Here is a 26,409-nt window from a genome sequence, read left to right as displayed (position 1 = left end):
CTAGGTTTAGTCACGATGGACAATATCGGCGAATTCGTTGCGATCCAGGCCGCAATCGAAACGCGAAAAATATCTCCTGGGGGAATACAATCCCATGGATAAAATTCCAGGCACACCGGTCTCGATGTCAGTTATGTGCCCCATTTTTGTCCAGGTGTTATCAAAGTAATGTTTGAGAAAGACGTATAGGATCGCTGTGCTGCTGGATTGAAATCGCAACCGTAACTGAAGCAGCACAGCGACTCGTGAATTCCACAGGTGGTATGCCGCTCACCGTACTGCACGCAGGTTCTTGATCAGCTACGCAATTACGAGACGCTCAAGCTTTTGCGTTTCATGACGCATTGACTTCGGTTCACCGCGAGATCACCGGATACGGTGGCATGCCAGGGTAATAGTGTCCTGGATGGCCTTCGGGCAAATTGTCGGGATAGTGATAACCTGGTGGCAGGTGATAGGGATGATCTGGTGGGAGCCGCGGCCAGACGATGTTGGGGAGTGGAGGAGGCGCTTCGATAACCACAGGTTCATCCGGTGGAGGCGGCCAAGGCCAATCCTCCGGCCACCATGGTGGACGTGGGCCTGGGTCTTCGCTTGGTGATCCTCCGCCTTCGCCAATAGGATTCTTAGGTGGAACATAGGGTGGTTGTTCTGACGGCGGATCGAAGGGTGGAATGAATGGATATGGCAAACGAGGTAGTTTGGGCTTGAACCTATCAATCATTGCAAGTTACTCCTTTGCAAGGGACTGGGATGACGAAACGCGACGCGTCTACTAGGACACAACGCGCACTGGGGAATCGACTTTGTTTCGAGGAATGAGCGAAGCTCGTCGTCGCTCGCGCTTGGTGGGCAAGCTTCGTAACTACGGAACAAATCCCACTCCGAAATGGATTCGAGGCGGGCTTTTGTCTCTAGCTGTGGCCAATATGCGAGTGCGGGACATTTAGCGAGACAGCCATTCACAAGCTGGGTGCATGTTCGCTGCATACAGACGCGATATGCGGCGTTTGGCTTGGAATTGAACGGCATCGGCTTGCCATCGATGACGTCGTATTGCCGCATCCAGCCCTTGTGCGACTTGCGAATGTTGATGCGAAGCTTGGGATACTGCTTACGCCAAGTCCACACGATCGCTTTCACCTCGCGGAATCGTTCGAGGTAGTCTTGATGCGTACCATGCTGGCTGATTTCAAGTTGGCACTCAGTATCAACGAGAACCTGGGGCAACTCTGGGAATCGGAGCAGAAAGAATCCATTGCTGACCAGCATCAGTTCACTGTCGTACCAGTGTTGTCGAGCGAATTGAATGTGTTCCAAAATCGCAGGGTTGAGGAGTGGCTCACCGCCGAGTAGCGCGAATCGCGCAGGCTTAAGTCGATGCGACCATTGCGAGTACTCGGACTCCGCGTCAGCCAGCGTTGGCAACCTGCCGGCCAAGTGAAAATTGCTGTAGTGGCTACACTGCTGGCAGGACAAGTTGCAACCATGAGCAACGTGATACTCAAGAGCGGGCAAGCTGAAGCGTTGCATCGTCGCCCTCCTTGATCCGAAGTTTGAATCGACGAGCATTTACGCCGAGACGGATGAGAAACCGAGTTAGCACCAAGTGAGATGCAAACGTTTCATCTAAGCTCGTCAGTCTTTCGTCGTAAATCGTCAGCTCATCGGACCAGGTTCCTGAAACGAGCAGCTTCGGATATAAAGCCAAAAGGTTCGCTGCGAGATCTGGGCGGAAGATTGAGCCTATGTCGTAACTCGCTGGTGGATTGTCTTTCCACTCGTTTAACAGTTCGATCGATTGGCGGTTTTCAGGAAATGGCAACTCAGGTGGATTGCTTCGCTGCCAGTGACAGCGATCCAGATGCGGCTTGCTGGGACCAATGAAGTGGTAGACAAAGGACTGCATCACTGGATTGGTTGCCCACTCGGGTGTCTGCAACATGCTGACGTTGAAATCCGGAGGTAGGAAAGTGATCGTCTCAGCGTGATCGTTCCACAGTTGGTTGATGATCAGCGATTCGTCGGTTGCTTGATCGTTGGCTCCGAAGGTGACGATCAAGTACTGGATGATTCGCTCGAACATGCGAGCAAACGTTTCGGTGTCGTATAAATACAATCCACCGTTTGGATGCATCCAGGTCGGCGCGGGTTTGAGCCGACAGCGTTTCGCCCAAATCTCGTGCGCAGTCTTTTGCCACCCGCCGTTGTCGATTCGGTTCTGGGCGCACTGCCGTTCGGCCACCATTGCGAACTGGCCAGGCTGAGCCAACGCGAACGGTGATGGGCAGTCGCTGCGAATAACCATGTCGTTGTCGATTTGCAGGACATGCGACGGACCGAACCGCTTTGCAACATCACCACAGACGAACATCTTCTGCCAAAATGGATGGCATGGTTGCAGAGGACGTCGAATCCAATGCAGCTCGACGTTCCATCTCTCGGCAGCCGCCTCGACACTCTCTCGTACGGTCGGTACCGCACGGCGTGGTGACAGATCCAGAATTGCGATGACTCGTTTCATTTCCAAAGTACCTTCCTTAATCCGTGTTTACGAAGTGCAGCTCTTAAGAACACTGGTCGATGTCGCTTGTAAGCCGGTGGATCGACGTGGATGTGCGGGAAGACATGGTCCATCGCCACGCCAACCCTGACGCCGGCAATCTTGGCTCGCCAGAAGAAGTCCCAATGCTCATCTACCTTGAGGTCTTCATCCCAACGGATCGCCTGCAGGATGTCGCGATGTGCTACGAAGCAGTTACAAACGAATGCGCACTCGGCAATGTCGCCGATGCGTCGATACTCGCCACGAGGAATGTGAAGCACACCGCCTGACGAATTGAGCAGCCTCGGTGTTCCATCTGGATTCGGGCGATGGGGTTGCTTACTAAGTGTTGCCAATAGATCCAGGCGACTCGATTCGAACTTTCGAACGAGATCATTCAGCCGAGTCTGTGGACCAACCACGTGATCGTCATCTGAAAAGATCACCACGCGCGTCTGAGCCGCTTCCACGAGGCGATTGCGACCAGCCGATAAGCCGATGTCGTATTCGGTTTCGATCAGTCGATCGACCATTGCCGCTTCGTCGGGACAGACTTGCGAAAATCGCAGTTCAGGCTTCCCATCGTCGAGGACGTAGATCAGCGGACGATCATCGCCACAGTGTTCGTAAATGCTGCGCACCAGATTCGCACAGCAATGAGGGCGATGGATGGTCTTGATGCAGAATGTGACGCGATCACGCATGAACGATACCTCCTCCTGGATAACGGAGTGAATCAAAGCCGTGTTTACGAAGCCCCAATCGACGGAACTTGGGTCGGGCTCGCAGTGCTCCGTATGGCTTAGCTGCAACGTGGTCGTGGACTACCGAGCAATCGAGTGCCACGGCAATTTGCAGATGTTCGATCTGGGACGCCCGATAGAAAAACTCCCAGTGCTCGTATGTTTTGATCTCGTCATCCCAGCGAACACGGGCGATCGTGTCACGCCTCGCTAGGAATGCGTTGCTGACCATGTCGCACCAACAGGTTTCGCCGATGCGTTTGCGTTCGCCGCGATGCATCCAGATCCTGGTGCCATTCATGAGCGGGCTGAAGAGCATCGGCCGGCCGCCATCTCCTTGCCGCACAGCCAGAATGTCGAGGTCGTACTCCATGAACCGCTGGTAGACTCGGTCAAGATGCAGATCGGGCGTTACGATCTGGTCATCGTCGAGCAGAAAGATGAACTCGGTTTCTGCCGCGTCGATTGCTGTGTTGCGTCCAATGCCGACGCCAACATCGTGCTGCTGGAGATCAATCACTTTGCAGTGTTTGGCGGTCTCGGGATACTTTCGCGAGAACCAATGTTCGGGAAGACCGTCGTCAACAACGACGATCTTGGGCTCGCCGAACTCCTTTCGAAGCGACTGGACGAGTCGATGGCAGGCCCAAGGCCGATGAATGGTCTTAATGCAAAAGGTAATGTCTTGAATGGGTACTGTTGCTTCCATGTTTCACCACGCGTTAAGGAGTTTGCGAGCAAGTTTGATGGCATGGCGATAGTCTTTGAGACGCTTCGCGCTGCGTTTGATGTGCATGATCGAGTTCAGTGGTGCGACGTTGCCGTAGAACGAGATGAGCGAGTTATCGAAGGCCCTCTCAAAGTCCTCTGCGGTGCAGCCCATGACTTCACGCATCACGTCCAGCGGTGGCGAGCAGGCGATGCGAGTTGATGCACGCAGACCACCCGAACCGTCTGGCTCGCCTCGCTTCCAAGGTCGCTTGAGAGAACCAGCGGCATCATCGACAGACGCTTGCCAGTCCTCATCGGATAGATTGGGATCAAGCCAAATGTCTAAATCGCCTTCTTCCCAATCGATCCCATGCAAGCGAAGTGCGCCGGAGCCGATAATGAGGTATCGATGTCGAATCTTGGCAAGAACGTCTTCCACGGGTGTCATCCGAACTTCCTCAACTCCGGGTTCACATGGGCGATCGCCGAATCGATCTCTTCGGCAGTGGGTTCAATGCCGAGGAACGCGATCAGTTCATTTATCGCCGTTTCGGGATCTTCAGTAAGCTTGGCGAAGTTGATCCGATGGACGGGAACTTCGGGATGTTCTTGAATGAACTTCTCGCGATGTTCCAGAAGCGAACGCTGGAGTTTGTCGCAGGCGTCATCGCCGGCTGCGAACCATTGGCCTGGATGTCGGCTACTTCGATCTTGAAGGGATCGAATCGAGGCTTCGATTGGGCGATCGACTGCGATGATTCGCAGCGAGTTACCGAGGGCTTCGTAGAGGTGGTTTGCGAATCGGCAGAGATGCGGATACTTACCGCCAGCGACAGTTCGATCGCGAATGGCTTCTGCTTTGCGAGTTACGATCCAGGCCTTGAGTTGCTTGGCGAGCTGACCGTCAGGGATCTTGGGATCGATCGCTGGGAATCGCATCGCCTTTTCACAGAGGTTCGCTAGCCCAATCGCCTCGCCACCTCCAGTTGCCTCGTAGCCACCGAGTTCGTTGCCCATGTGAACGCCCAAATGATGCATGACCATTGCCACGCAGCTGGTGCCACTGCGATGCGGTCCCAGTACTGCGAAGAACGGAGCGTCGCTGTGGTCGGCATTCTTGGCATCGTTGAAGAACCTGGTTTGGGTCCACTTGCGACCGCAGATGTTGGATTTGGTTGGAAGCTGACCAACTAGCCAGCGATCCGGTGTGTAAACCGGAATCGATTCTTTCTCGACGTTCTTACCTTGTACCAGCGCTTCGTATCGCCGCTGAGTCAATCGCCCCAGGTGATGATCGATGTGATGCTTCAGATGCCAGTCATTCCAATTGAGGTGACGATAGAGTGCCTTCATCGTTGCGCGACCACGCACCATGAATGCATGCGTACGATTGACGTTGTAAGGTCGGTAGACACGGTCGCTGATCTTCTTGGGCGGATGCTTGGCAGCGTAAAGGTGCTGACCTCCGAGGTAAGCTAGTCCCCAGTCTTCAGGAAGTTCGCGAACATACGCATTGAGATGTTCCACAAAGTCGGGAACGAACCCTGCGTCATCTTCGAAGACCACATACGAGTCGATCCCTTCGAGCAGACATTTTTCAAGGATCAGCAAGTGCGAACGATAGCAGCCCCAGGCACCATTGCCGGCACGCCACTGCTCAGGCGTCGCAAGTCTTCGACCATCGATGGCAGCAAATCGCTCAACATCTGGGAATGGCCACGGCTGCGGTAGTTGTTGCATCCATTCTTGCAATCGATCATCGCGGCGATCGAGATTCATCAGGAAGCAACGTTCAACGATCTTCTTCGTCGGCATCTGGATCGTCTTCGTTGGGCTCGGGTGCACCGTCTGGGAACTTACGTTCAAACCGGCGGATGGCAGTGAGCACGAGTGACTTGGCGATGGTTCTAGTAAACTTTCCATGGGGTAATCCTCTGAGTTGGGCTTCTTCCAAAAGCCATTCGATAATGGTGTCGAGATTCGTACGGCATCCTTCCACGCCCCAATCATTCATGGTCTCGGCGCGGGTCTCACACTTGCAGGTGTCGCTTGGCCTTGCAAACCAAGCGAGCATCTTGCGAAGTTCATTGCCGGGACCTGGCTTGTAGGCAGCCATCCGCAGCGTCGTGGGTTCTTCCTGATTGGGCAGGTAGCTTTTCAACAACGTTTTGAGCTCGTCGACGTTCTGGTTTCGTCGACGTTTGTTGACAATGGCCATACCGATCGTCACTAGATTGACCGCTTGCGGATTCGAGCACTCGCTGCAGGCTCGGCAACCGCTGGATGAAGCTTGCACTGAGCAATCGGCTAGGTGACCAGCAACCTGGCATCGGTTGTCGTTGGTTAGGTTGGGACAATGGATCATGCTGCCACCTCCACAACTTCACCATCGAATCCACCTGAGCCACTTGGCGGGTCGCCAACTTCAGGACAGTCGCTCTCGAGGAGCTGCCAGCCGCACGACCAAATCCAAGTTGAATTGCATGGTTCGCTCGTGCTGCTTTCGGATGGAGGAGGTTCGCTGGGCGGTTCGCTATCGGAATGGCTTACGCTTGGGCGATCCGATTCGCTCGTGGATGGATCTGGGGGATCACTTGTTGACGGATCATTTGAGTCACTGGTAGATGGATCTCGCGAATCGCTGGTTGATGGCGAGGAATCACTTTCAGATCCGCTTGTCGATCCGCTGCCCGAATCGCTTTGCGAATGACTAGCAGAACCACTGGCTGATTGACTGGTTGACCATGGCACGCTGTAGCTTTCGCTGTAACTTGGGCGATCGCTACTTGATCGACTTTCCGAACTATGACCGCTTGATGGTTCGCTTTCGGATTTCGATTGACTGTCCGATTCGCTTTCGGACTGACTCTCCGATTCGCTCTGGCTTTCGCTTTCACTGGAAGCACTCGCAGAAGCGGAACCACTACCACTGGAGTAACTGGGCACCGAGTAGCTTGGCCACGAATAGCTCGGTACCGAGTCACTCTCGCTACTTGGATCTTGCGAGTCCGATCGACTCTCCGATTGGCTTTCGCTTTCCGAGCTGGTTGATTCACTATCCGAACTGTTGGATTGACTACTGTCGCTACCGCTCGAATCGCTCTGGCTGGAATCACTCCCACTGGATGATCCCGAGTAGCTGGCACTGTAGGAATGACTGTAACTGGCATCGCTTGAGTACGACTCGCTTCCGCGAGAGGAATCCGATTCACTCGATTCAGACTGACTGGAAACCGATTCGCTCGAATCCGATTGACTTGAGTCAGACTCACTGGAGCTTGATCCACTGGAACCACTGGATTGGCTTGAATCACTCGACGCAGAGCTTGATCCGCTCGACGAGTAACTGCTCGAGTACGAAGGCTCGCTCAGTGATTGCGATTCGCTTGAATCTGAATCACTTGATGAATCGCTGGACGCGGATGAATCAGAACTTGATGAATGGCTTGAATCGCTCGAACTTGAAGCGGAGGAGCTTGAATCGGACGAACTGGATGCGGAGGAACTCGAAGATGAGAGACTGGATGAACTTAGACTTGATGACGACGAAGCAGAGCTGGAACTTGACTTATCGCTCGACGATGAACTTACCGATGAGCTGCTGCTCGAAGAGCTAGGCGAACTAGAAGTACTCGATGAGCTGGACGAGATGCTTGAACTGCTTGATGAGGATGGACTCGATGAGCTGCTGCTTGAGCCCATGCTCAAACTGCTGGACGACGGCGACGATGAGCTCGAGATGCTCGACGAACTGCTAGAGCCCGAGGAAGAGCTAGACGATTGACTCGAACTACTGGATGACGAGGAACTCGATGACGAGCTCGAAATGCTGCTGCTCGAACTCGAACTTGAGCTACTACTTGAGCTGCTTGAAGACGACGAGGATGACGATGATGACGATGATGACGATGATGACGATGATGACGATCCGCTACTGGAACTGGAACTACTGCTTCCCTCACAGCATCGGCATCCGATGGTTAAGTAGGCGCTGGTGTCCTCGTGAAAGTGACACACGATCTGCTGGCTTGTCAGAAGTGCATAGTCGCAGACGTTGTAGACCGCGACCTTCACTCCGATCGGTGCCCAAATTCCATTGGCATATCGAAGTTCACGAGCCATGCCCCAGCTCTTCGCCTTAAGACGAGATACTGGCTTGCAGAGCAACGTTTGCTTGGGCGGGTCGATGATCCAGGATCGATTGCCATCGTAGGTGACGCTGAGATACTGATCACCTTCGTAGTTGGAAACCGGACCTCGAATGCGCTGGGCGCTAGGGTTGCGAGCGATGATGCGAACGCCTTGGCCGTTCGGCTTTCGAACTGGTTCAATGGTCCCAGAATCATCGAGCTGAAAGAGGTCGCAATTGGCTGCACCAGTCGCAAGACCAGTGCGAGCAGGGATACCACCGCTCGGAACTTTCACAAGGAACGCGGGATCGGCTGGTTTTCCAACGCGAACAACAGCCCACTGGATGCCCGATTGATTTGGATCACGTCGCCACAGGATTTGAGCCGATCCGTTTGGCTTCGATTGGAGAGTCGTTCCTCCCGCGTCGGCGACATCGGCATATGGATGCCACGTCTCTCGAACATTCACACGGGCAGCGACGACGCCGGCGAATACCACTCGACCGACTTTGTCCTCGGCGATCGGCTCGATTGCCACACCGAATCGACCTGTGTGTTCGTCGGCGATTGGACACACCGACTGGATCGTTGCGTCACGTACAAAGCGAGCAAGTGCAGTATTGTCGACGTCAGGATCGCCGAGTGGGGCGTTAAAACCGAGGATTCCACCGATGGGCACAGTGGTCGCACTTTGATAGTGAACGCGAACGGTGGCAGCGTCGCGAACGTGGGTGCGATTTCCTCCGCCACCCGAGAGTCGATCACGAGCGATGGCATCGGCCGCTGCCAGCAGACGGTTGTATTCCGCTGCCGTGATATTGAGTTTCTCGCCTGGTCGAACACGCCTCGCCATTACTCGATCCCCAATGCGTTAAAGTTCGCTTCGGGGTAAACCTGTTCGACGTAAGCCGCTTCAGGAACTTGCAAGACTCGATCGCCGACAACCTCTTCACCATGTTTGACCCAGAGGTAGTCCCAACCTCGCTTGGCCACGCCGTTGATGTTTCCAACTCTCAGGTTTGCTTCATTGGGGCGAGCCGCGAAGTGATAGGTCACATCAACCCAGTTCTGTTCATCCTCGCCACCTTCCCCACCTAGGAACAAGGCTTCACCTGGCGCAAAGATCGACCAGCCAGTCGAGTTGACTCGCCCTGTCATGGCTACCATCGCGAGAAGGTATTCGGTCGAGACAAACTCAAATTTCTTGCGGACAGAAAACTCGAATGCAGGAACAGTCACGTCGACGCCGGCAACGCCCGAGTCGCTCACACCGATTGCACCGCGATAGTTCGGAGGGATCTTGCCAGGCGCTGCATAGATTCCACGTGTGAATAGGGATTGATTGAGATGAGTCGATGCCCCAGTAGTATTGAATGAGACTGGATCGAGCTTGGTCTTGTTGATCGAAGCAGTTACTAGAGCATGTTTATCGTTGATGTACTCGCCATCAACCTGAAGATAGGGAATCAGATCTCGCTGGGTGGCTCGATAGTAGGCCAGTACTGCACTCGCCGCGGCTGCTGGATCGACAGAGCTACCGTTGGTGCCGACATAGACGAACGTGTCCGAGGTTGTTTTGCCACGCGTCGCCTTCTTGGATAGCGCAGCCAGTTCGAAGTTGTATCCACCAGTTGAGAATCCCATCAGCTAAACACGAAGCCTCCCGTGCGTGCGCGTTCGGCAAGCTGAGATGTGTTCTCAGCGGTTTGAATGATGGCTCGCTTCACATCATCCGAGAGACCTTCGCTGGCGACTTGTGGCATTTGCAGCCGCGCGACGCTTTGAGATAGCGCAGCATCGAATTCCTCCAAACGCACCCGAACCGCTGCAAAGGATGCCATGATCGATTCGAGATTGAGCGATGGTTCTTGATCCTCAACCGTTGGTTCTATGAAATCCTCGGGCGACGATACTTCAGCGTCCATTGGCTGCAGACCGAGTTCCGGTTCGACTTCTGGAACTTCTTGTTCTGGATCATTTGCGTCAGCATCGGCATTCACGTCAGCATCGACGCCGTCCGGATCGACCTCGTCCTTTTGATCAGGAGGCTCGATCACGGGAATGAGCGATGCACCACTACCAAGGCCGAGTCCACGACTATCGAAGTTTCCAGCCGCTTCTGTTTTTTCAGTCGGTTCCTCGGGGCCATCAGAGAATCGATCCATTGAATCTTTGGCAGACCGATCCAAACCAAGCTTAAGATCCTTTTTCTTGGGCGGCTTCAGCTTTGGATCTTTGATGCCATCCACTTCAACCTTGGGAACCTTCAGTGCGCCGGGCTTCGGAGGAGCTGGCATATCAGGAAGCGGAGGACCAGGTTCTTTGGCTTGGGTTGGTTCTTGGGGCTTGGCTGCGTTGGCTGTTTCTACGGCCGCATCGAACTCCGCTTGGGCTGCTGCTACTTGCTCTTCACGCTCTTTGGCGCGATCTTCTGGCGACTGGCGACCGGCTTCGCGGGCAATGCGAGCTTCCTCACGCATTTGATCAAGGGTTTTTTGAACGCCAGCGGTCGTGTCATCGATGGTCTTTTGTCGTGCCCCACCTGCGGCCTCGTTTTGCTTGAACTGATCTTCTTTGGACGCATCAACGGTTTGGTTCTTGGCTTCGGTCTCTTGATCGATGACCGCCATCTCGGCATCAATGTCACGACCAGCGCGTGCCTTGCGACGTTCCTCAAGTTGCTGCTTAATCCCTTCCTGCATCTGAACACGATTGGATTCGATCTGTTGCTTGCGTGCGTCGCGCCGCTTCATGCGATCGGCGATGGCTTGCTGTTTCTTATTTTCTTCAGCTTCGTCGGCTGTTCGAATCTCCTTGTCGATCTTGGCCATTTCAACTTCGACATTCACATCGTCATCGAATAGCGACTTCAGCTTGATCCAGGCCTTGCGCAGAAAGCCGACGGTCGAGTTCCACATCGATTTGACTTGGGCGACGAACACCGACCAAGTGTCAGCGAGATAGTCGATGGTTTCGACCCAGGCGGTCTCTACGCCTGCAAGCGCATTGATGAGCACGCCACCAATCTGCACAGAAACATCGCCGGCTATATCCACCAGCTCACGCAATCGAATGAATCCCTTTTTCAGAAATCCGATTGTCGAGTTCCACCCCTTCTGTACCGAGGTCGTGAGGATTGTCCAACCATCTGCCATGAAACCGAGCGTCGCATTCCATACGCTTGCAAGTCCTGATAGGGCACTAATAAGCACATCGCCAATCGCATAAGCGGTGTCGCCCCAAACATCGGAAAGGTAACTGGTGAAATCGGCCCACACTCCTTTGAGATAGGTTGTGCCTTTGATCCACTGGAGCTTGAGATAGGTCCACAGAACATTGGCTGCTGCGGTGATATCTCCGGCAGCCAGTGCATTGGCGATCGCACCAAAGGCCTTGATCGTGTCAGCCTTCAGCGTTTCGAAGACGCCTTTCAAATACTCGATCGCTTCGCCAGCGATGCCGGACGAGTAGATGAAGTAGGCACCCAGTGCGGCAACTGCAGCGACAACTAGTCCGATAGGTGTAAACAGCGCGCCGATCATGGTCACCAGCACACCAATTGCGGTGCCGACCAGCGAGAACATCGATGCTAGGCCACCAACAGCAAACGCAGCCACGCCAGCAGCGCTACCGATACCTATGAAAGCCGCGCCGACAGCAACGACACCGGCAACTATGAGAGCGACCTTCTTGACCACTTCCTGGTTCTTGCCAATCCATTCAATCAGGCCGGAAAGAGCCCGAGAGATTGCGTTCATCATCTTTGTGACCGAGAGGTCGAGCGATTCGCCGATCGCAATGGCAACGCCCTCGATCGAGCTTTTCAAGATTCGGAACGCGCCACCGATCCCAGCATCCATATCGCGTGCGGTCTTGTCGGCGATGCCATTTGACTTCTTCAGGTCGGCAAGCAGCTTCTTGGTGTCGGTGACCGTCTTTCCAATGGCCGAAGCACTGGTAATGCCCATCAAACCGAAGACCTCGTTGAAGGCTTGGGCGCGATCACCAGTTCCCATGTTGGCCGATGCAGCGGCAACTTCGCCAAGAATGTCCACGAGGTCGCGAGCATTCCCTTGGGCATCCTTAGTCGCAACGCCGAATACTTTTTTAAACTTCTCAGACTCTGCCGCGCTCAGGGTGAGCAATCGACGTAACGCGGTACCGGCTTCACTACCTTGAATGCCGAGGTTTCCGAGCGTTCCAAGAATAGCCAGTGTTTCTTCGAGGCTCATGTTGGCATCAGCTGCCACGGGACCAGCGTACTGCAGCGCTTCCCCAAGAGACTCGACGGAGTTGAAAGACATGTTCGCCGCTGCGGTCAATCGATCGGAGACGCGCACAGCATCGGTCGCTTCTAAGCTGAATTGACGGATCGTGGCTGACATGATCCCAGAGCTAACAGTTGCATCCGTCCCAGTGGCTCTGGCGAGATTCATGACCGCACCGGTCATCTCTTCAATCTGCTTGGGAGAGAAACCGGCTCGCCCGAGTTCGGTCATCAGAGAAGCGACCTCGCTGGCCGAGAAGCTGGTTGTGGCTCCCAGGTGTTTGGCTTTGTTACGCAGCGATTCCAATGTCGCGCCGGTTGCATTGGCGGCTGCACCAGCGGCCCGAATCGCATCATCGAAACTCGTATAAACGGCGAGGCTAGCTCCCACAGGTGCCGCCGCTGCGACACCAAGGCCAGTGAGCTTGGTGCCAACCAGTCGCGTGGATGCACCGAACGATTTGAGCCGCTTTTGCGCAGCTTCAAGACCCTTGAGGAACTGGGCGCTCCTCGCGGTCAACTCGATGTAGGCTCCTCCAGCTCTGACTTGGGACATGGCGACTCTGACGTTCTTGGTTGAAAGTTAGCACCGAGCATCGCAGCTGCTTGCTCAACAGTTCCGCGAGCAACAATCGGCTTCTGCTCTGCGTAAGGATTGAAGTCGTCGGGCTTGAATGGCTTGCGACGCCTCTTGCGATCACGGTTCATTTCGGCCATCAGTGCCATGATCGTGCTCGCGACATTCCAATCGTGTTGGCGTCTGGCCTCGGCCATCAGCACAAGTTGGCGAAGTGTTAAGGGACCTGGATCGACTCCGACGATGCCGGCAAGTCGGACGATGAGTCGCTCAATGTCGGCACAGCGAGCTTGCGTTCGAGATCTTCTACGAGCTTGTCGACCAAGTTCGGATCGTCCAGTCGCTTCTCGATCGCACTGATTCCCCGAGTCTCGATCAGCTTCTGTTTCTCGGCCGCCTTCCGCAGAAGGCGGCGTCGCGACTCCGGGAAGTAGTTGATCAGTGCTTCGAGGAGTGCGCCCGTTGCATCATCGATCGAATTGCCAGCGAGACCTTCGCCGAAGGCTTCGTCGGTGATCTGCTGCTGGTCCGCTTGCGGCTTGCAGATTGCAAAGAGCACATCGCCCAGGAGCAACGGATCGGTCGAGAGTCGCGTGATCAAATCACCGTCGATCGCTTCAAGGAGATGCACTCCGGTAAGAGTCTTCACGCGGCGCAGCGTCGTGTTATCGATGTCCACAATCCAAATGCGTCCGGCGCGGTCTACAAACTTCTGCATGATGCCTCCCTGAGTACAACTAATCCGTGATTTCGAACGACAACGCCAGCGATCAAGGACCGGCCAAGCCAGGTCCCACATTCATGCCACCACCGGAACTCGACTGCGTCGGCTTGAGAGTCACATCAGCGGAGATGACCTCTTCCAGGTTTTGATTGACATTGAAGTTCATCACTTCGCAGGTCAGTGTGAGCGTTCCACCAGCGTCGCTGATGCCGACATCACAAGGATCGCCACTGCTCCATAGACCTTGAAGTAAACCGAAGGCCGAGTCACCTTCTTTGTTGAGCACTGTGAACTCAATGGACGCATCTTTGAGCGTTCCCACAGTAGCACGCCAACCGTTATTGGCACGTGTACTGGCATCCGCTTCGGCCTTCTCGAGGCTGACGGTCAAATCCTTGACGTTGGTGATCTCGACGCCGTCAATGGTGAGGACGGCTTCGAGACCAAGTCTTACTTCTGGCAAGATGGCACCTCGTGTTCTAAAATGGTGGATCAGGAACTAAGGAGGATAAAATGACACTTCATGAACTAGAGCAGACCATCGCGAAATTACCGCCCGCTGAGCTTTCAGAGTTTCGCAAATGGTTCTTGCGTTTTGACGGCGACCGTTGGGATGAGCAAATTGAGAAAGATGCGATGTTGGGAAAGCTCGAATCGCCCGCACAGGCCGCTCTTCGTGAGTTTCGAAGTGGCCAAAACAATCCGCTATGATTCATCGCATACCTCGCTTTCTGAAAATGCTAGGTTTAGTTGACTGAGTTGGCCCAGAACGTGGGGAGTCGACTCCGATTGGCTTCCAGTGCCGGCTTCATGAATGGTCGCTTGGGATAATGGCGAGGCTTGTTGTCACTGCGTCGCTCGTTCTCTTCTGCAATTAGACGAGTGGCTCGATTCGCCTGAGCCCCGGTTCGCAGTTCAATCCTCGCAAACTTGGTCTTGCTTCCGTGTTGAATGGCACGGATTGGACCATGCTCGCCAACCTTAAATCGATGAGGCTTGAGCTTGCGACGCTTGGTTGCCACGCCACCGAATTCATGCAAGTTCCAGATCTGTCCAGCGATCTCGTTCACAGGGCCGATCGCTACAACGGTTCGGTTGTTGGTGACGTCGTAGCGAATCACTCGCTTGAGCATGCCTGTCTGTGTATTCGGTGGGCTTCCAGGCTTCGATGCCTTCTTACGTTTCCGAATGCTCCGCTTGGCTGTCTTTCGAACTGCACCGCCAGCTTCGCTCAGAGAAGTGAAGGTCGCTGTTTCCGCCTTCTTCTTGAGCTTCTGCTTATCGAATTGAGTTCGGACCGTGATCTTGATCATCGCGCCAGTTCAAAGGTTAGGGTCAACAAGCTTGTAAACTGACGCAGTTGTTCCCAGTGTTCGCTGGAGTACAGAACGGCATGCTCGGCCTTCACGCAGCGAGCGGCTTGAAATGAATCGAGCCTTTTCAAGCGAAACTCGTCGGCAATTTTTTCCACAAGATCAACCAGCGGATCGATCTCCTCGTTGGTTCCCTTGGAGAACTTCTTCTGTACCGCGACATCAACGCGGCAGTGGTACTTGTTGTGGGCGCGGTCGTGAGGGAATAGCTCAACATCGCGAGGCACAACGGTTACGCGGAGTTCCTTCATGTCTTCGAGGTCGAAGTTTGGAACGTACATGCGTTCGGCCACGAATTCAAAGTCGAACTCGGCGGCATTGAGCTGGGCGGTGACACTATCAGCAACTTGTATAACGGTCGTCATGACGGATGGGATTCGATTTGTTTGGTGTGGATGCGGAGTTTCAAACGAAATGGGTCGCTGTAGCGCCAAGGTGGATCACCACCGAGGGCCATCACTTCAAAAATGAAGGTGTGGTCGCCATCGATCTCCACGATGGTGTCACCGCGGCGTGGCAACGTTCCGATAATCGAGGAAAGTAGGGCATAGGTATCGATCAGAAAATCACGGACTTGGCTGCGAGTCACGATGCCTTCGCCATCGTCCTGGTCGTACATCGACTTGCCAATCGTTGCTTGGAGCGTGGCCCCCAGCTCTCCTCGGCGATATACGACCTGACGAGATGCGTGTTGGGTGAGTTTTGAGGCAAGCCACTCCTGGCCGTTCTTCAGTAGATCGCTCATTTGTTTGGAACAACTCCCAGCGTTCGCTCAACAATCCACTCAAGTCGTCTCCAGAACTTGAGTCGATCAAGCAGTGGATTGAGCAGGTCAGTCATCACGCAGTACTTCGATTCAAATGGATCAATGTGATGTTGTGCGTGATGCTTTGGAGATTGCAACAAACCTATCGATTGCAGTGCGTCGATCCATGAGGCGACCTTTCCCTTGCTATGAGCCCAAGCGTGAATCTCGTTTGCTTGACTCACAAACACAAATACTCCACAGATTGGATGCGGTACCGTCAGCAAGAACGCGATCGCTGCGGGAATGATCGTTGTTGAGTTGCGAGACCAATAACCTTGATCTAGGAATGCCAAAGGCTGGTCATGATGCAGCTGATTGGGCTTGGCAATCCAATCGCCAATCAATGGCCACTTCACATCCGCATAACGATCTTCCCACCAATGCCAGAAGCCAGCCAAAAGATCCGCTGACAAATAGCAGCACAGCAAGTATCCAATCCAATGAAACATAGTGCAGACTTGTGTCCTAGAGCATAGAAACGAGAGACAACCACTTTGAATGGACGCATGCTACACAGGCAGAATCTTTCTTCCCGATCGTCCGAAAAGGACGCCCGCGGCGAATGCTCCAATCACAAGCAATCCGATAAGGAGCTTGTCGCGAATCCAGCGTTGAATGCGTTCGAATAATCCCAAGACAGGTCTATCCGCAGGATTGCGTTTTCCGTCTTCGTCCCGAGGACGTGGACGCAGGATAGTTTCTTGATCAGGCTCAACGATGGAGTCAATGACATCTTGTGAGGCGGGATCGCTTGTTTGATTCGACACAGCCAGAGGTTGAGTCGGCCAAGTCGCGACGTGGTACTTTTCCTGCTCATCGGAAACTTCGCGTACACCTTGTGGAAGAGCCTCAAGCGATTTCGGTAAACGGCCCTTCATGGCTTGGAGCAAGAACGGAGTCGATTGACCAAGCCCTTCGCCACCGCCTCCCCAAGTGAGGAGCCCAACGACACGAGGCCCGACATCGGTATAGTCGATCACGCTAGAACCGCTCCGACCACCAATCGCTTCGGGCTTCCAAGTAAGAATCTGTCCTTCGCTACGATTCAAGCTAAGCACTTGCAAGCTCGGCCATTCACAGCGAGGGCAACCGTAAGTGCTGACCATTGCCCCCTTGGTTGGATAACGGTCGGCGAGCGGGATCGGGCGGACATCTTTTGCAAACTCAGCGTTGCATTTAAGCAAGGCAAAGTCGACGCTCATCCCTCGGCCATATCCGGAAGAGATGATAGCTCCTCGGCCTCGTTCAACGGAACCATCTGAGTTCCACCGTTCGAGGTTAACGGTCCTGCCTCGCTGAGTGCCCGCTACGTGAGCGTTGGTAAGAACGATCGCGTTTCCATCTGCATCGCGACCGACAACCGTTCCGCTCCCACAAACGCCGCTAATGGTGACACGAACTGTGGCTCGAATGACTTGGGTGAATCGATCCTCATCACTAGCGGCAGAGCTTTCGATGGTGGACGTATCGATCTGAATCTCCTCAGTGAGAGGAACCAACTGGATAGTCGAACATTGGCCATCTTTGCAAACCACCTCCTGTGCTGAGACAGTAGATGCAAGGTAAGTGAGGATCGCCAACATGGCGACGTGAATTGCGATTCTCATAGAACACGGATCCTTAAGCAGAGAAAACAGAAACATTGTGAAGTGACGACTATCGCTGGACCGCAAACGCAGGGATCGTTTGGAGAGCCGAGGCCCAACTCGTGCCCCTGGTGCGGGCCAGCGGTAGTCGTCGCTAACTCTTGAATACCACCCACAATCGCGCGTTCGTTTGAGGCGTAGCCGCAACGAATCGAATGGGCAGCCCACACATGGCCTTCATCGTGATGTAGCGTGGATTGGCTGGATCAAACAAATCGTTTTCGTAATTGGCGAGTTGGACGTTATCGCCATTAGGTAAACGACCTTCGATGATCCATGCCGATGGAACGGACTGGCTTGCCACGCAAAAGCAACTTCGGAACTCGCCCACCGAGAGCCATTGGCTGACTAGACCATTGGCCATCCGCAAGGACTGTGTTGCGCGAGCTCGATCGATTGTTACTTTTGCGATTGATGCCATCATCTATTGACTCAGACGTAAACGGACTGTGAGTGTGCCTGGCGGCGCGGCCTCTATGGCTTTGCCGAACATCGAATGGGCGTAAGCGTTCTTGACCACATGCCAGCTGATCTGAGACCAGTAAAGGATCGTTCCAGCCGGAATGTTGGTGGTTGGGTCTTTCACGACGTCAAAGACGCCGCGAACCGTGATGCTGCCTCGTGAGCCCGCACCAATCCCAAACTTGGCAATGCCCACAAGCTTTCCCACGACGACGATCGAACCTGCAGGCACATCAACCTCAGGTACGAAGTCGACGGTCGTGCCGTCAGCAACGTGGATCGCTCCAATGTTTATGATTTGTGCGTTGTTGCTCACGGTGTCTCATCACTGGCTTAGGCGAACGCGGACAAAGGAATCAGTGGCGGCAGCGTCGGTGACGACTTTGCCCAGATACTTGGTGCCAACATCGTCAGCGACCACAGCCCCGTCTTCATCGACGTAGACCTTGGTGCCCGCTTCGAACTCGATTGCCAGAGCGGGGTCTTTGGGAATGTCAAAGACACCATCCACCGCGATCGAGCCGAGCGAGCCGGCCTTGATGTCGCGTTTGGTAATCCCCACTAGATCGCCTTGGATCACGATTGATCCAACCGCGACATCAGCGGTGGGTGTGAAATCGACGGCCTTACCGTCATGAACAAATTGAGCTTGCATATCAGTCTGGAGTCCTGAGTCTTGAGTTTGTTAGGACGGATGGGTCGAATCCGACAGATCCGACCCACCTAAGGAGATCACTCGCCGGTGACCTTCACAGCAGCGCGTGGGTCTTGCGAGTTCACACCGAAGTCGATGTAAGAACGGAAGCCCATGCCAAGCGTGTTGGCAGGCATTTCAACGCGTTCGATGACCGGCGTGCGTCGACCATTGAGGAACACAATCTCAAACGCCGGCAGCACATTCGGATTGGCGAACAGATACCAAGCCGAGCCGCTGGCTCCCTGGTAGTAGCTGTCCGACAAGTGCGGCGTTGAAATGACGCGGTACTTGTTGCGGTGAGGGTTGTCGACCGGGATCTTGGTCGGCGTTCCTTGCGCATCGATCATCAATTGCGCAGAGCCCATCAGCAACTCGGCGTCGGTTTCAATCTCGACGGGAACAACCAAGAACTCAGGCCGAATGTTGATCGGCTTTTGGTCCTTGGCTTTGTTGCTCGGTCCAGCCTTCTGTTTGCGGAAGGTTGTCTTGGCAACGGTGAGCGATTCGGGACCGAACTTTGTGTCTGGACCCGCGAGCAAGTTGGCGTTAGCCGAGGAGAAGAACCCGGTGTTCTTGAGGAGCAACGTAAAGAACAGGTCGTCGATCGACTCGGCTCCGCTGCGACCCATTTGACGCGGGATGTCCATGAATGCGTTGAGGTCATCGTTGATGATGTCGTGGCGAGTCAGTGCAAGGATCTGACCGTAAGTATCAGCCTTGTTGCTGTACTTTTGGTCGGAGAGCTTTCCATGCTTCAGTTCACCATCGGGCGCGACTTTTTCAAACCCACCGGTACCAAGCAATCGATAGCGAGCGATTTCCTTGAAATCGCTCACAGTTCCAATGCTGCACAAATCAAACGCTGCGATCGGTGTCGACTCATAGGCGGACAGAAGCGTCTTGTTCATGACGTTCTCAAGGATGCCGGGCAGCGACAGCGTCGAGAAGCCGGCGCGAATCGTTGCCGTACCATCACCGAACACGCGTGGAACATCGAATCCTTCGAGTCGTGCGCATTCGGCGACAAGTTCACGCAAGCCAATGTGCCGAAGCGGATCGGCAGAGTTCAGCGTTCGCTCGCCATAAGCCTTGAGCAACTTGGTTTCGTCGAGTCCAACCGATAGACAGCAAGCTGCCTCGAGAACTTCGCGGCGGTACATCGGTTGGCTTGCCTGTTGGTCAGGAGCCTTGGGTCGTTCGATTCGCAGCACTGCCAACTCCGTTTTGGTAACGCTCCAGCCTTCTTCAATGGCGCGAGCTTCGATCTCTGGATGCTTGCCAGCACACACTTTGCGAATGCCGGCGATACGTTTGGATTCAGCAGCGGCTTCGATGCGCATCTTGGAAACGACTCCACTAGTGACAGGACGCTTGGGCTTGCTGCCCATATCCAGGCTGGCGTTTACCGGGTCGAGCTCCGAATCATCGGAATCGGTGCTGTCGTCATCCGCCTGTTCGCTATCAAGGTCCTCGTCATCGCCAGACTGGCCAGCGGCAATCCGAGCCTCGGTGTCATCGTCGGCACCAAGGGCTACGAACGAGACTTCACCCAGCGTTGACTTACGTGCGATGTAGACTGGACCCTTGAACTCGCGATTGTTGGCGTTCGCAGTCTTCCCTTCGGGGATGAAGACAACCTTGTCGGCATTGGCACCGAGCGATGCTTGCCAAGGGAAACCGTTCTCGCTGGTGGCGATGACTTCTTGCGCGGTATTGCCCACCCCTGAGATCACGCCTGCGACTTCAAGCCGAGAATCGCCGACCATGATGTCGTCGGTATGACCAACGATACTTGCGCGATCGTGGTCCTTGAGGATCGGTCGCGACTTGCGAGTCACACGCATACCCGCTAGGTCCACAACTACGGGGTAAGGCCAGCCACCAAGACGCATCGCGCCACCGGTGTAAGCGACCATTGAGAACTTGCGAAGCGCCGGCTTGCCTTCTTCGGCAGCCCCGGCGGCATGTAAATTGATCGAACTGGAATCGTCACAAACGATTCGCAGCGAGCTAGGTACCGACTCGGCATCCACCTCACTCTGCTTGTTCGACTGCAATGTCTTCGTCATCCGTTACCTCTCCTGGAGAAAGTGAAGTTGAATCGGTCGAGAGTCCGAGCTCACGCATGAGCGAGATCTCTTTCGCGCGTTGTTTAAGTTCCGCCTCCCAATCACGCCCCTGCCTCGCGTATTCATGGGCCAGAGTTGTCGTATGATTGGCGAGGCGGATTTTCTGGGCATTGGCTTCTTTGGCTGGATCGACATGCTCATGTCCGTCCCAAAACCATTGATGCTCGAACGACGAGTCGAGAGTGCGAAGCGAGTTAGGCAGATAGCCTTCGATGAGAATCGCCTCGCGCAGCCATGCATACAGAATGCGATCCAGGATGGTGCGAGCCATTTGCGACTGCTCGACACGGATCGACTTGAAGTAGGTTTGATGATCGAGTCGCCCTGAGGCGTAGTTGTAACCCGACGAATTACCAGCGGCGACATTAAACGGCATGTTCAAACAACGTGCGATTTCGTTGAGAATCTCGCGTTTGAACTCAGCGTAAGTCGTGGCTGGTTGCTCAGCGTGCATCTGAGCCATCTTCCAGCCGCCTGGCATCGTTAGGAGCGCTCGCTTCTCCAGTTCGATCGGCTCGAACGGTTCCGCCGCATCCGCTTCGCCACCTGCCGGCGCATCGGTGTAAAGAATCCCTGCGAAATCAGCCGCTGTTTCAGCAGCCGCCAATACAGCCAGCGTGAATCGTCGCAACTGTGCGAATAGTGGCAGCGCCGGCGTGATGTCGGGAATGCCACGGATTTGCCCTGGCCGATCGCTTCGGAAATAGTGAAGGATCGAACTGGCATCGATGGTGTCAAAGTTCTCGGTTAACGAGAAAGCGTCGTCGCCTGGATGTTCTCGAAGGACATCATAAGTGATCGCGTTGCCATGCTCATCGAAGCGAATGCCATCGAGGTAGCGATAACTGTCGAGAGCCAAGATTGGCGATGTAACTTGTTCGGCTTCGACCAGCTTCAAATCAAGTTGAACAGGCGAATCGATTCTCGGGTTACTGGTCAGCAACCCAAATGATTCACCATCTGAAACGCGAGCGAGCCGCATCGTGCGTAGCTTCTCTGCCAGGCCAACTGCATCAGCCCACGCGAAGAACTCCTGCTCAACAAAGCGGTTGGCGAATGCAGCCGCAGTCAGCATCTGCAATCGCGGCCCGGTACCCACACAGTCGTTGGCCAGAGTCAGCGAAATACCGCGGGCATAAGAGTTGTTCGCGACCTCGTAACGCGAACGGTTGCGTAGCGTGCGGCGTACTTCAGGGCTGTTGGCCGCACTGGCCGATAGTCCGTCAGCGGCTGCCCAGTGGCGAACGTTGTCGACCGTAGTGGTCGCAGCATCGTAGCGTCCTAGCATTCTCACTAACGACCAGGGGTGTCGGGCCGAGCGTCCACGGACGAGCGACCGATCTTTACGATCGCCGTTCCTGCTCAGAATCCCTGACAACAACTTAAACATCCGTGAATCAATCCCTTCTGTGAAACCCGACACCCCTGCCTATAGAAACAAGCTCAATCAGGCGCGAACGATTAGTCGGCACCTGGTGGCAGGAGCTTGTTAAATCGAAGGCCACGCTTCGGCTTAGAGGCGGCCGCCTTGGACGCCAGATACTTGTCAGCAGCGATCTGCTCAGTGAGCTTGTGCTGCTCGACGCTACCAGCATCTCCCGATGCCTTGGCAGGTGCTTTCGCACTTTCACGAATCGTCTCTTGCAAGTTGTCTGACATGCTATCGGCCTACCTAAGAATGAAGACGTGGACTTCTATCTGTAGGAATACCCGGTTCACATGTAGATTGACGGACGAATGAGAAGATTTTTTTTGATTCAATCCTCGAGAGCTATTTGCTCCAGCGTCGCTTTTGTTGACTTTTTACCGAGTGTTGACGACGCCACCCCCGACCAAAAACTCGCTTTGATCTTGTAATAAAAAATGGGTAGTATTTGTTACAACATGGCAGGCAAAAAATCTCCAGAAAGCATCGAATCAGCAATATTTCTCCGCATCAAAAGGTGGGGGCGAATCGTTGGTGAACTGGGAGAGGGAATTTGGGAAAACACTATGTTCTGCGTCTCTTTTGCATTTCCTTAAAGCTCATTCGCTCTCTCTTTGCTGCGACCTCTCCGTCAGTACCAAACAGCATGACTCCTTGCATCGAAGCCGCTACGGCTGAACCGACGAGACAGTCGAACCAGTGATTGTCTGGCTGCTCCGGTCGCTGCTTCCATTCGTCGACACTCCGTCCGCGGGCCTCGGTCTTGACGAAGTACTCTGAGGTTAAATGTTCGGCGAGCATGCGATGCGTTTCGGAGTTCGTACCAAAGAGCGAGAGGCAGCCGCGATCACCCATCGAAACACGAAGGCGAGCATTGATAAACGACTTCCACCAGTTGGTATCGTAGACCACATGTCGTATGGCTCGTTTGCCATTTACGTTCGGGATACGCCAGTTGAGTCCTACGCGATCACCTGGCCGGCGACGATACTCGCTAAACGGCAAGCTCGAAGCGCCGACGAACCGACCGTGGCTGGGAATGATCACAGCGGCGTGCTTGGACTGCCGGCAGAATTGGTAGACCACATCCGTCGATTGCCCCCAGTTGGCATCGATCAAACAGCGACCGATCCGCATCGCTGCACCATCATCGCGTTGCCACTCGCGTTCGAGCAGTTTCGATGTCAGCGATTCGAGGCCAGCGTAGATTGATCCCTCGAGTCCGGTTCCAGTCGCTTCGGAGCTCAGCGTCTGGCGAGCCTCGCGCAGCGTGAAGTACGGACGCTGCTGGTCAGGGTAGCAACCATAGTCAATCACATAACCGGTGAAATCATCCTCCCACGCAGCGACCACATAGAAGAGTAGCTTCTGCTGGACGTCGATGAATGCAGTGAGATGATTCGCGCCGATCGAGACCAACCCGCGTTCCATGCGGTTGAATTTGCTGGCGACCTCTTCGGGTTTGAGCATCCCATCGACAACCGTCTCCGCCGGCAGAGGCTGGTTTTGATATTCGGCGAAGAACGCTGCCTCGTCTTGCAATTTGAGGTTCATCGCGTGCTGAATTGCCGAGAGTTCGTCGTAGTTGAATCGCTCCTGCCAAGCGACTACAGCCCCATCATCCATTGCAGCTTGGTTCTGCCGATAAAACTCGGTGGCAGATTCACCACCATCACCGCCGCGCATCCCTTCTGCACGGATCTCGGCGTATCGCTCCCATAACAATTCATTCTTAGGGAATGCATAAACCATCTTGGTTCGTTCGCCATTCCATTCTGGATGCCTATTCCTATCGAGGATATTGTCAGCCATATCACCTGGACGAATAACCGTGCAGGGCATGATGCCCGAGATCTTCTTGCCAGGACCAGCTAAGCCAAGCACTGCGCCGGCGAGTATGCTTTCGCGATTCGCACATTGCGAGAGCGAACGAGCACTTTCATCCGTTTGCGGGTCATCGAGTACCACAAGACTTGGACGAACTGTTCTACCATCGGGACGTTTGAATTTCATACCTCGGATGCGGCCGGTTAGGCCGGCGACCTTGATAATCGCTCCGCTGGCGCTGCTACCCTCGATCGTTGGTAAGACGACTTCTTTTGCGGTCCATCCAATCTGCGTGCGCTTGCCTTTGTAGAGTTGGCCGTTCGCACGATTCGAAATCCCATCGAGGGCTTGGATCGGGAAACAGACCTCTGGAAAATCAGCCAATAGCAACTCGTTGCTATCGAGTTCGGTTTTGATCGAATCGAGCATATCACATGCATGCCCCTCGTCACTGCCGATCAAACATACGAAGTTGCGATGCCCATAAAGCACTGCCCAAATGCACGCGACTTCGGCAATCGAGCTTTTACCGCTACCGCGTGCCATCGCCAACGCGAACAAGCCACCGTGCACAACCGCTTGCTCGATTTTGTTGATGACCTTGATATGATCTGGTGACCAAGCGAGATGAAACGTCAGAGGGAAATACGTTTCACAGAAGTATCGGAAGTCACGCGACGCGCGATCTTTGCGATCTGGGTTATCGACCTCTGGTAGTTCACCAATATCACGCCCCGCGAGAGCGAGCGCTGCATTGCGTGCACGCGCTCGCTCCTTCATCGCATCGTATGGATCGATACCGTTTGTCGTGCGAGGTGTGTGTCGTACGATATGCATCCACGCGCAATAGCGAAGCAAGTCAACGGTCTTGTTGTCGCCGATGCGTGAGCCGGCGCGTTGACGATGCCGATAGAGTTGCCGTTCGCTGATCACCTCGCCGAGTGGCGTCGAGTTGAGCAGTCGGCATAGCTCACTTGGTTTTAGCTTCCTTGGATCACTCGCCACGTCCCATCTCCTTTGCTTGCCATGCGCAGTAGTGCACGAGGTTGATCGTTCCATCAACGTTCACCGGCGCACCGTTTTGAAGGTCTAGTCGGAGCTTCTCTGGCTCGATGCGTTCTCGGTAAGCGGCTGACAATAGCTTCGCTGCTTGTTCTACCGAAAGCCTCGTCGGATCGACCTGGTTGTTTCCTTCACTCATCGCATTCCTCCATGGTTTGGCATCTCGAAACGTGGGGCCACCGTTTGCGCACTGTCGCGTTTTAGCCGCATGTTCGCCTCGTTATGCGGAGCATGTTTGGACGCGCCGGTGGCGTAATCTTGGGGCACCGTTGGCCTCTCAGAAAACATGCAGAATTACTTGGAAAACATGCAGGAATCGGCTGGATGTTCCTCGAAACGCATGGCTCATGTGTGTCATCGCGACGCAGAAAACGCGACGCAAAACACACCTCGAACCACAAAGGAACAGAACGATGAACGCAAACGAAATCGCCTTCGGAATTGAATTCGAAACCACCCTCCCAAGCACCGACAACACACCGATCGGACCCTACCACAGCGGATACCAAGTACCTTGGCTGCCAACCGGATGGAAAGCAGAACGCGATGGAAGCATCCGACCCGAGAACACCTCGCGCAAAGGATGCGAGTTTGTAAGCCCAATACTCAAAGGGGCTGAAGGCGTACGCCAGATCGAGAACGCGATCGACCAGATCAACGCTCGCGGGGGTCGAGTAAATTCTAGCTGTGGACTTCACGTAACCATTAGCTGGCACGGAGACGCAGCCGCCTTGGCAAGATTGATCTCCTTGGTCGGCAACCACGAACGAGCGATTTACGCTTCGACCGGAACCCGCAAACGCGAACAGATGATGTACGCCAAGCGAATCAAACAATACGGCAACAAAGACAACGCCAAGAGCCGATGCGAATCGGATCGCTACCACCTGCTGAACTTGACCCACCTGACCCGCGGTAAGAACCGAATCGAATTCCGAGCCTTCGGCGGAACGCTCAACAAGACCAAGGTGGTCGGATACCTGATGATGGTGTTGGGTTTGGTAGAACTCGCCCTCAATACCAAACGATGCAGCGAATGGGATTACGTCAAGAAGGAAGGCACCAAGAGTTGCTGGGATCGCCCTGGTGCCGGCCTTGGCGAGACCGAACTCAACCGATTGTTCTACCGACTCGGATGGACCAAAGGTTGGTACAAGGGTGCCCTTCGCGATAAGGTCTACGGAGAGATCGCCGGCGAAACCAAACCGGAATGGAAGACGATCAAAACCAAACTCCTCGAGCTCGCCCGCAAATACGACCACGCGGCCTAAATCGCAACCAC

Annotated in this window: 31 protein-coding genes; 5 read left to right on the top strand and 26 right to left on the bottom strand. The window is 54.5% G+C overall.

Going from position 1 to position 26,409, the window contains the following annotated elements; genetic code table 11:
- Positions 1-355 precede the first annotated feature (355 nt).
- The 9 genes from SH302x_RS14370 to SH302x_RS14330 all read right to left on the bottom strand — a co-directional run bounded on the left by SH302x_RS14370 (position 356) and on the right by SH302x_RS14330 (position 7,313).
- Positions 356-724, bottom strand: coding sequence for a hypothetical protein (locus tag SH302x_RS14370; RefSeq protein WP_479363097.1), 369 nt, complete (start codon positions 722-724; stop codon positions 356-358).
- The gene (locus SH302x_RS14365; protein ID WP_479363096.1) at positions 721-1,533 is read right to left on the bottom strand and encodes a radical SAM protein; all 813 of its coding nucleotides are present in this window, start codon (positions 1,531-1,533) and stop codon (positions 721-723) included. Before SH302x_RS14365 ends, SH302x_RS14370 begins: the two co-directional genes overlap by 4 nt.
- Complete coding sequence (locus SH302x_RS14360; RefSeq protein WP_479363095.1) at positions 1,505-2,524, bottom strand: hypothetical protein; 1,020 nt, start codon at positions 2,522-2,524, stop codon at positions 1,505-1,507. The genes SH302x_RS14365 and SH302x_RS14360 overlap by 29 nt, the downstream gene beginning before the upstream one ends.
- Positions 2,521-3,249, bottom strand: a complete 729-nt coding sequence (locus tag SH302x_RS14355) for a glycosyltransferase family 2 protein (RefSeq protein WP_479363094.1) — start codon at positions 3,247-3,249, stop codon at positions 2,521-2,523. The genes SH302x_RS14360 and SH302x_RS14355 overlap by 4 nt, the downstream gene beginning before the upstream one ends.
- On the bottom strand, positions 3,242-3,997 hold the full coding sequence (locus SH302x_RS14350) for a glycosyltransferase family 2 protein (protein ID WP_479363093.1): 756 nt from the start codon (positions 3,995-3,997) through the stop codon (positions 3,242-3,244). The genes SH302x_RS14355 and SH302x_RS14350 overlap by 8 nt, the downstream gene beginning before the upstream one ends.
- A gap of 3 nt (positions 3,998-4,000) precedes the next feature.
- Complete coding sequence (locus SH302x_RS14345; RefSeq protein WP_479363092.1) at positions 4,001-4,438, bottom strand: hypothetical protein; 438 nt, start codon at positions 4,436-4,438, stop codon at positions 4,001-4,003.
- A 5-nt stretch (positions 4,439-4,443) separates the two neighbouring features.
- Positions 4,444-5,814, bottom strand: coding sequence for a glycosyltransferase family 25 protein (locus SH302x_RS14340; RefSeq protein ID WP_479363091.1), 1,371 nt, complete (start codon positions 5,812-5,814; stop codon positions 4,444-4,446).
- Positions 5,792-6,364 (bottom strand): hypothetical protein, encoded by a 573-nt coding sequence (locus SH302x_RS14335; protein WP_479363090.1) that lies wholly within the window; start codon positions 6,362-6,364, stop codon positions 5,792-5,794. Before SH302x_RS14335 ends, SH302x_RS14340 begins: the two co-directional genes overlap by 23 nt.
- Positions 6,365-6,545: 181 nt before the next feature.
- Positions 6,546-7,313, bottom strand: a complete 768-nt coding sequence (locus SH302x_RS14330; protein WP_479363089.1) for a hypothetical protein — start codon at positions 7,311-7,313, stop codon at positions 6,546-6,548.
- Between the two features lie 335 nt (positions 7,314-7,648).
- Between SH302x_RS14330 and SH302x_RS14325 the strand changes: the two genes are divergently transcribed.
- The 3 genes from SH302x_RS14325 to SH302x_RS14315 are packed head-to-tail and all read left to right on the top strand — an operon-like array spanning position 7,649 to position 9,021.
- Positions 7,649-7,783: a hypothetical protein gene (locus SH302x_RS14325; RefSeq protein ID WP_479363088.1), complete on the top strand. Its 135-nt coding sequence runs from the start codon at positions 7,649-7,651 to the stop codon at positions 7,781-7,783.
- Positions 7,784-7,825: 42 nt separating this feature from the next.
- Positions 7,826-7,987, top strand: a complete 162-nt coding sequence (locus tag SH302x_RS14320) for a hypothetical protein (RefSeq protein WP_479363087.1) — start codon at positions 7,826-7,828, stop codon at positions 7,985-7,987.
- 14 nt (positions 7,988-8,001) lie between these two features.
- Positions 8,002-9,021, top strand: coding sequence for a hypothetical protein (locus tag SH302x_RS14315; RefSeq protein ID WP_479363086.1), 1,020 nt, complete (start codon positions 8,002-8,004; stop codon positions 9,019-9,021).
- Here the strand turns inward: SH302x_RS14315 and SH302x_RS14310 are convergent.
- The 4 genes from SH302x_RS14310 to SH302x_RS14295 all read right to left on the bottom strand — a co-directional run bounded on the left by SH302x_RS14310 (position 8,982) and on the right by SH302x_RS14295 (position 14,160).
- Positions 8,982-9,773, bottom strand: a complete 792-nt coding sequence (locus SH302x_RS14310; protein ID WP_479363085.1) for a hypothetical protein — start codon at positions 9,771-9,773, stop codon at positions 8,982-8,984. The two genes, SH302x_RS14315 and SH302x_RS14310, sit on opposite strands and share 40 nt — an antisense overlap.
- On the bottom strand, positions 9,773-12,952 hold the full coding sequence (locus SH302x_RS14305) for a phage tail tape measure protein (RefSeq protein WP_479363084.1): 3,180 nt from the start codon (positions 12,950-12,952) through the stop codon (positions 9,773-9,775). Before SH302x_RS14305 ends, SH302x_RS14310 begins: the two co-directional genes overlap by 1 nt.
- Before the next feature lie 238 nt (positions 12,953-13,190).
- Positions 13,191-13,691, bottom strand: coding sequence for a hypothetical protein (locus SH302x_RS14300; RefSeq protein WP_479363083.1), 501 nt, complete (start codon positions 13,689-13,691; stop codon positions 13,191-13,193).
- 52 nt (positions 13,692-13,743) lie between these two features.
- Positions 13,744-14,160: a hypothetical protein gene (locus SH302x_RS14295; RefSeq protein ID WP_479363082.1), complete on the bottom strand. Its 417-nt coding sequence runs from the start codon at positions 14,158-14,160 to the stop codon at positions 13,744-13,746.
- 50 nt (positions 14,161-14,210) lie between these two features.
- On the opposite strand from SH302x_RS14295, the gene SH302x_RS14290 reads away from it, so the two are divergent.
- Entirely contained in the window at positions 14,211-14,408 is a 198-nt protein-coding gene (locus SH302x_RS14290) for a hypothetical protein (RefSeq protein WP_479363081.1), read from the top strand.
- A 35-nt stretch (positions 14,409-14,443) separates the two neighbouring features.
- On the opposite strand, the gene SH302x_RS14285 is transcribed toward SH302x_RS14290, so the two are convergent.
- From SH302x_RS14285 to SH302x_RS14225, 13 genes are all read right to left on the bottom strand, one after another.
- A complete protein-coding gene (locus tag SH302x_RS14285; protein ID WP_479363080.1) occupies positions 14,444-15,010 on the bottom strand; it encodes a hypothetical protein in 567 nt (188 codons plus the stop codon).
- Positions 15,007-15,435 carry a hypothetical protein gene (locus tag SH302x_RS14280; protein WP_479363079.1) on the bottom strand — a complete coding sequence of 143 codons (429 nt, stop codon included), beginning with the start codon at positions 15,433-15,435 and terminating at the stop codon, positions 15,007-15,009. Before SH302x_RS14280 ends, SH302x_RS14285 begins: the two co-directional genes overlap by 4 nt.
- Positions 15,432-15,815, bottom strand: coding sequence for a hypothetical protein (locus tag SH302x_RS14275; protein ID WP_479363078.1), 384 nt, complete (start codon positions 15,813-15,815; stop codon positions 15,432-15,434). The genes SH302x_RS14280 and SH302x_RS14275 overlap by 4 nt, the downstream gene beginning before the upstream one ends.
- Positions 15,812-16,327, bottom strand: coding sequence for a fatty acid desaturase CarF family protein (locus SH302x_RS14270; RefSeq protein ID WP_479363077.1), 516 nt, complete (start codon positions 16,325-16,327; stop codon positions 15,812-15,814). Before SH302x_RS14270 ends, SH302x_RS14275 begins: the two co-directional genes overlap by 4 nt.
- Before the next feature lie 60 nt (positions 16,328-16,387).
- Positions 16,388-17,485 carry a trypsin-like serine peptidase gene (locus tag SH302x_RS14265; RefSeq protein WP_479363076.1) on the bottom strand — a complete coding sequence of 366 codons (1,098 nt, stop codon included), beginning with the start codon at positions 17,483-17,485 and terminating at the stop codon, positions 16,388-16,390.
- 133 nt (positions 17,486-17,618) lie between these two features.
- Positions 17,619-17,948: a hypothetical protein gene (locus tag SH302x_RS14260; protein ID WP_479363075.1), complete on the bottom strand. Its 330-nt coding sequence runs from the start codon at positions 17,946-17,948 to the stop codon at positions 17,619-17,621.
- Complete coding sequence (locus SH302x_RS14255) at positions 17,949-18,302, bottom strand: DUF2190 family protein (RefSeq protein ID WP_479363074.1); 354 nt, start codon at positions 18,300-18,302, stop codon at positions 17,949-17,951. It abuts the gene before it with no gap.
- Positions 18,303-18,311: 9 nt separating this feature from the next.
- Positions 18,312-18,641, bottom strand: a complete 330-nt coding sequence (locus SH302x_RS14250; protein ID WP_479363073.1) for a DUF2190 family protein — start codon at positions 18,639-18,641, stop codon at positions 18,312-18,314.
- Positions 18,642-18,718: 77 nt separating this feature from the next.
- Positions 18,719-20,752 (bottom strand): phage major capsid protein, encoded by a 2,034-nt coding sequence (locus SH302x_RS14245; protein WP_479363072.1) that lies wholly within the window; start codon positions 20,750-20,752, stop codon positions 18,719-18,721.
- On the bottom strand, positions 20,718-22,100 hold the full coding sequence (locus SH302x_RS14240; protein WP_479363071.1) for a phage portal protein: 1,383 nt from the start codon (positions 22,098-22,100) through the stop codon (positions 20,718-20,720). The genes SH302x_RS14245 and SH302x_RS14240 overlap by 35 nt, the downstream gene beginning before the upstream one ends.
- A 173-nt stretch (positions 22,101-22,273) precedes the next feature.
- The gene (locus SH302x_RS14235; protein ID WP_479363070.1) at positions 22,274-22,471 is read right to left on the bottom strand and encodes a hypothetical protein; all 198 of its coding nucleotides are present in this window, start codon (positions 22,469-22,471) and stop codon (positions 22,274-22,276) included.
- Positions 22,472-22,802: 331 nt separating this feature from the next.
- Positions 22,803-25,070, bottom strand: coding sequence for a terminase gpA endonuclease subunit (locus tag SH302x_RS14230; RefSeq protein WP_479363069.1), 2,268 nt, complete (start codon positions 25,068-25,070; stop codon positions 22,803-22,805).
- A complete protein-coding gene (locus tag SH302x_RS14225; RefSeq protein ID WP_479363068.1) occupies positions 25,060-25,266 on the bottom strand; it encodes a hypothetical protein in 207 nt (68 codons plus the stop codon). The genes SH302x_RS14230 and SH302x_RS14225 overlap by 11 nt, the downstream gene beginning before the upstream one ends.
- Positions 25,267-25,540: 274 nt before the next feature.
- On the opposite strand from SH302x_RS14225, the gene SH302x_RS14220 reads away from it, so the two are divergent.
- Entirely contained in the window at positions 25,541-26,398 is an 858-nt protein-coding gene (locus tag SH302x_RS14220; RefSeq protein WP_479363067.1) for an amidoligase family protein, read from the top strand.
- Positions 26,399-26,409 lie beyond the last annotated feature (11 nt).

The organism is Njordella calcicola (genome assembly GCF_056494125.1).
Note: the sequence above shows the minus strand (reverse complement) of the source record. Positions and strands in the feature narration are given on the sequence as shown.

Coding starts and splice junctions, on each gene's coding strand:
- SH302x_RS14370 (WP_479363097.1), bottom strand. CDS start 724: ATGATTGATAGGTTCAAGCCCAAACTACCTCGTTTGCCATATCCATTC.
- SH302x_RS14365 (WP_479363096.1), bottom strand. CDS start 1,533: ATGCAACGCTTCAGCTTGCCCGCTCTTGAGTATCACGTTGCTCATGGT.
- SH302x_RS14360 (WP_479363095.1), bottom strand. CDS start 2,524: ATGAAACGAGTCATCGCAATTCTGGATCTGTCACCACGCCGTGCGGTA.
- SH302x_RS14355 (WP_479363094.1), bottom strand. CDS start 3,249: ATGCGTGATCGCGTCACATTCTGCATCAAGACCATCCATCGCCCTCAT.
- SH302x_RS14350 (WP_479363093.1), bottom strand. CDS start 3,997: ATGGAAGCAACAGTACCCATTCAAGACATTACCTTTTGCATTAAGACC.
- SH302x_RS14340 (WP_479363091.1), bottom strand. CDS start 5,814: ATGCCGACGAAGAAGATCGTTGAACGTTGCTTCCTGATGAATCTCGAT.
- SH302x_RS14335 (WP_479363090.1), bottom strand. CDS start 6,364: ATGATCCATTGTCCCAACCTAACCAACGACAACCGATGCCAGGTTGCT.
- SH302x_RS14325 (WP_479363088.1), top strand. CDS start 7,649: ATGCTTGAACTGCTTGATGAGGATGGACTCGATGAGCTGCTGCTTGAG.
- SH302x_RS14320 (WP_479363087.1), top strand. CDS start 7,826: ATGCTGCTGCTCGAACTCGAACTTGAGCTACTACTTGAGCTGCTTGAA.
- SH302x_RS14310 (WP_479363085.1), bottom strand. CDS start 9,773: ATGGGATTCTCAACTGGTGGATACAACTTCGAACTGGCTGCGCTATCC.
- SH302x_RS14305 (WP_479363084.1), bottom strand. CDS start 12,952: ATGTCCCAAGTCAGAGCTGGAGGAGCCTACATCGAGTTGACCGCGAGG.
- SH302x_RS14300 (WP_479363083.1), bottom strand. CDS start 13,691: ATGCAGAAGTTTGTAGACCGCGCCGGACGCATTTGGATTGTGGACATC.
- SH302x_RS14290 (WP_479363081.1), top strand. CDS start 14,211: ATGACACTTCATGAACTAGAGCAGACCATCGCGAAATTACCGCCCGCT.
- SH302x_RS14285 (WP_479363080.1), bottom strand. CDS start 15,010: ATGATCAAGATCACGGTCCGAACTCAATTCGATAAGCAGAAGCTCAAG.
- SH302x_RS14280 (WP_479363079.1), bottom strand. CDS start 15,435: ATGACGACCGTTATACAAGTTGCTGATAGTGTCACCGCCCAGCTCAAT.
- SH302x_RS14275 (WP_479363078.1), bottom strand. CDS start 15,815: ATGAGCGATCTACTGAAGAACGGCCAGGAGTGGCTTGCCTCAAAACTC.
- SH302x_RS14270 (WP_479363077.1), bottom strand. CDS start 16,327: ATGTTTCATTGGATTGGATACTTGCTGTGCTGCTATTTGTCAGCGGAT.
- SH302x_RS14265 (WP_479363076.1), bottom strand. CDS start 17,485: ATGAGAATCGCAATTCACGTCGCCATGTTGGCGATCCTCACTTACCTT.
- SH302x_RS14260 (WP_479363075.1), bottom strand. CDS start 17,948: ATGATGGCATCAATCGCAAAAGTAACAATCGATCGAGCTCGCGCAACA.
- SH302x_RS14250 (WP_479363073.1), bottom strand. CDS start 18,641: ATGCAAGCTCAATTTGTTCATGACGGTAAGGCCGTCGATTTCACACCC.
- SH302x_RS14245 (WP_479363072.1), bottom strand. CDS start 20,752: ATGACGAAGACATTGCAGTCGAACAAGCAGAGTGAGGTGGATGCCGAG.
- SH302x_RS14240 (WP_479363071.1), bottom strand. CDS start 22,100: ATGCTAGGACGCTACGATGCTGCGACCACTACGGTCGACAACGTTCGC.
- SH302x_RS14235 (WP_479363070.1), bottom strand. CDS start 22,471: ATGTCAGACAACTTGCAAGAGACGATTCGTGAAAGTGCGAAAGCACCT.
- SH302x_RS14225 (WP_479363068.1), bottom strand. CDS start 25,266: ATGAGTGAAGGAAACAACCAGGTCGATCCGACGAGGCTTTCGGTAGAA.
- SH302x_RS14220 (WP_479363067.1), top strand. CDS start 25,541: ATGAACGCAAACGAAATCGCCTTCGGAATTGAATTCGAAACCACCCTC.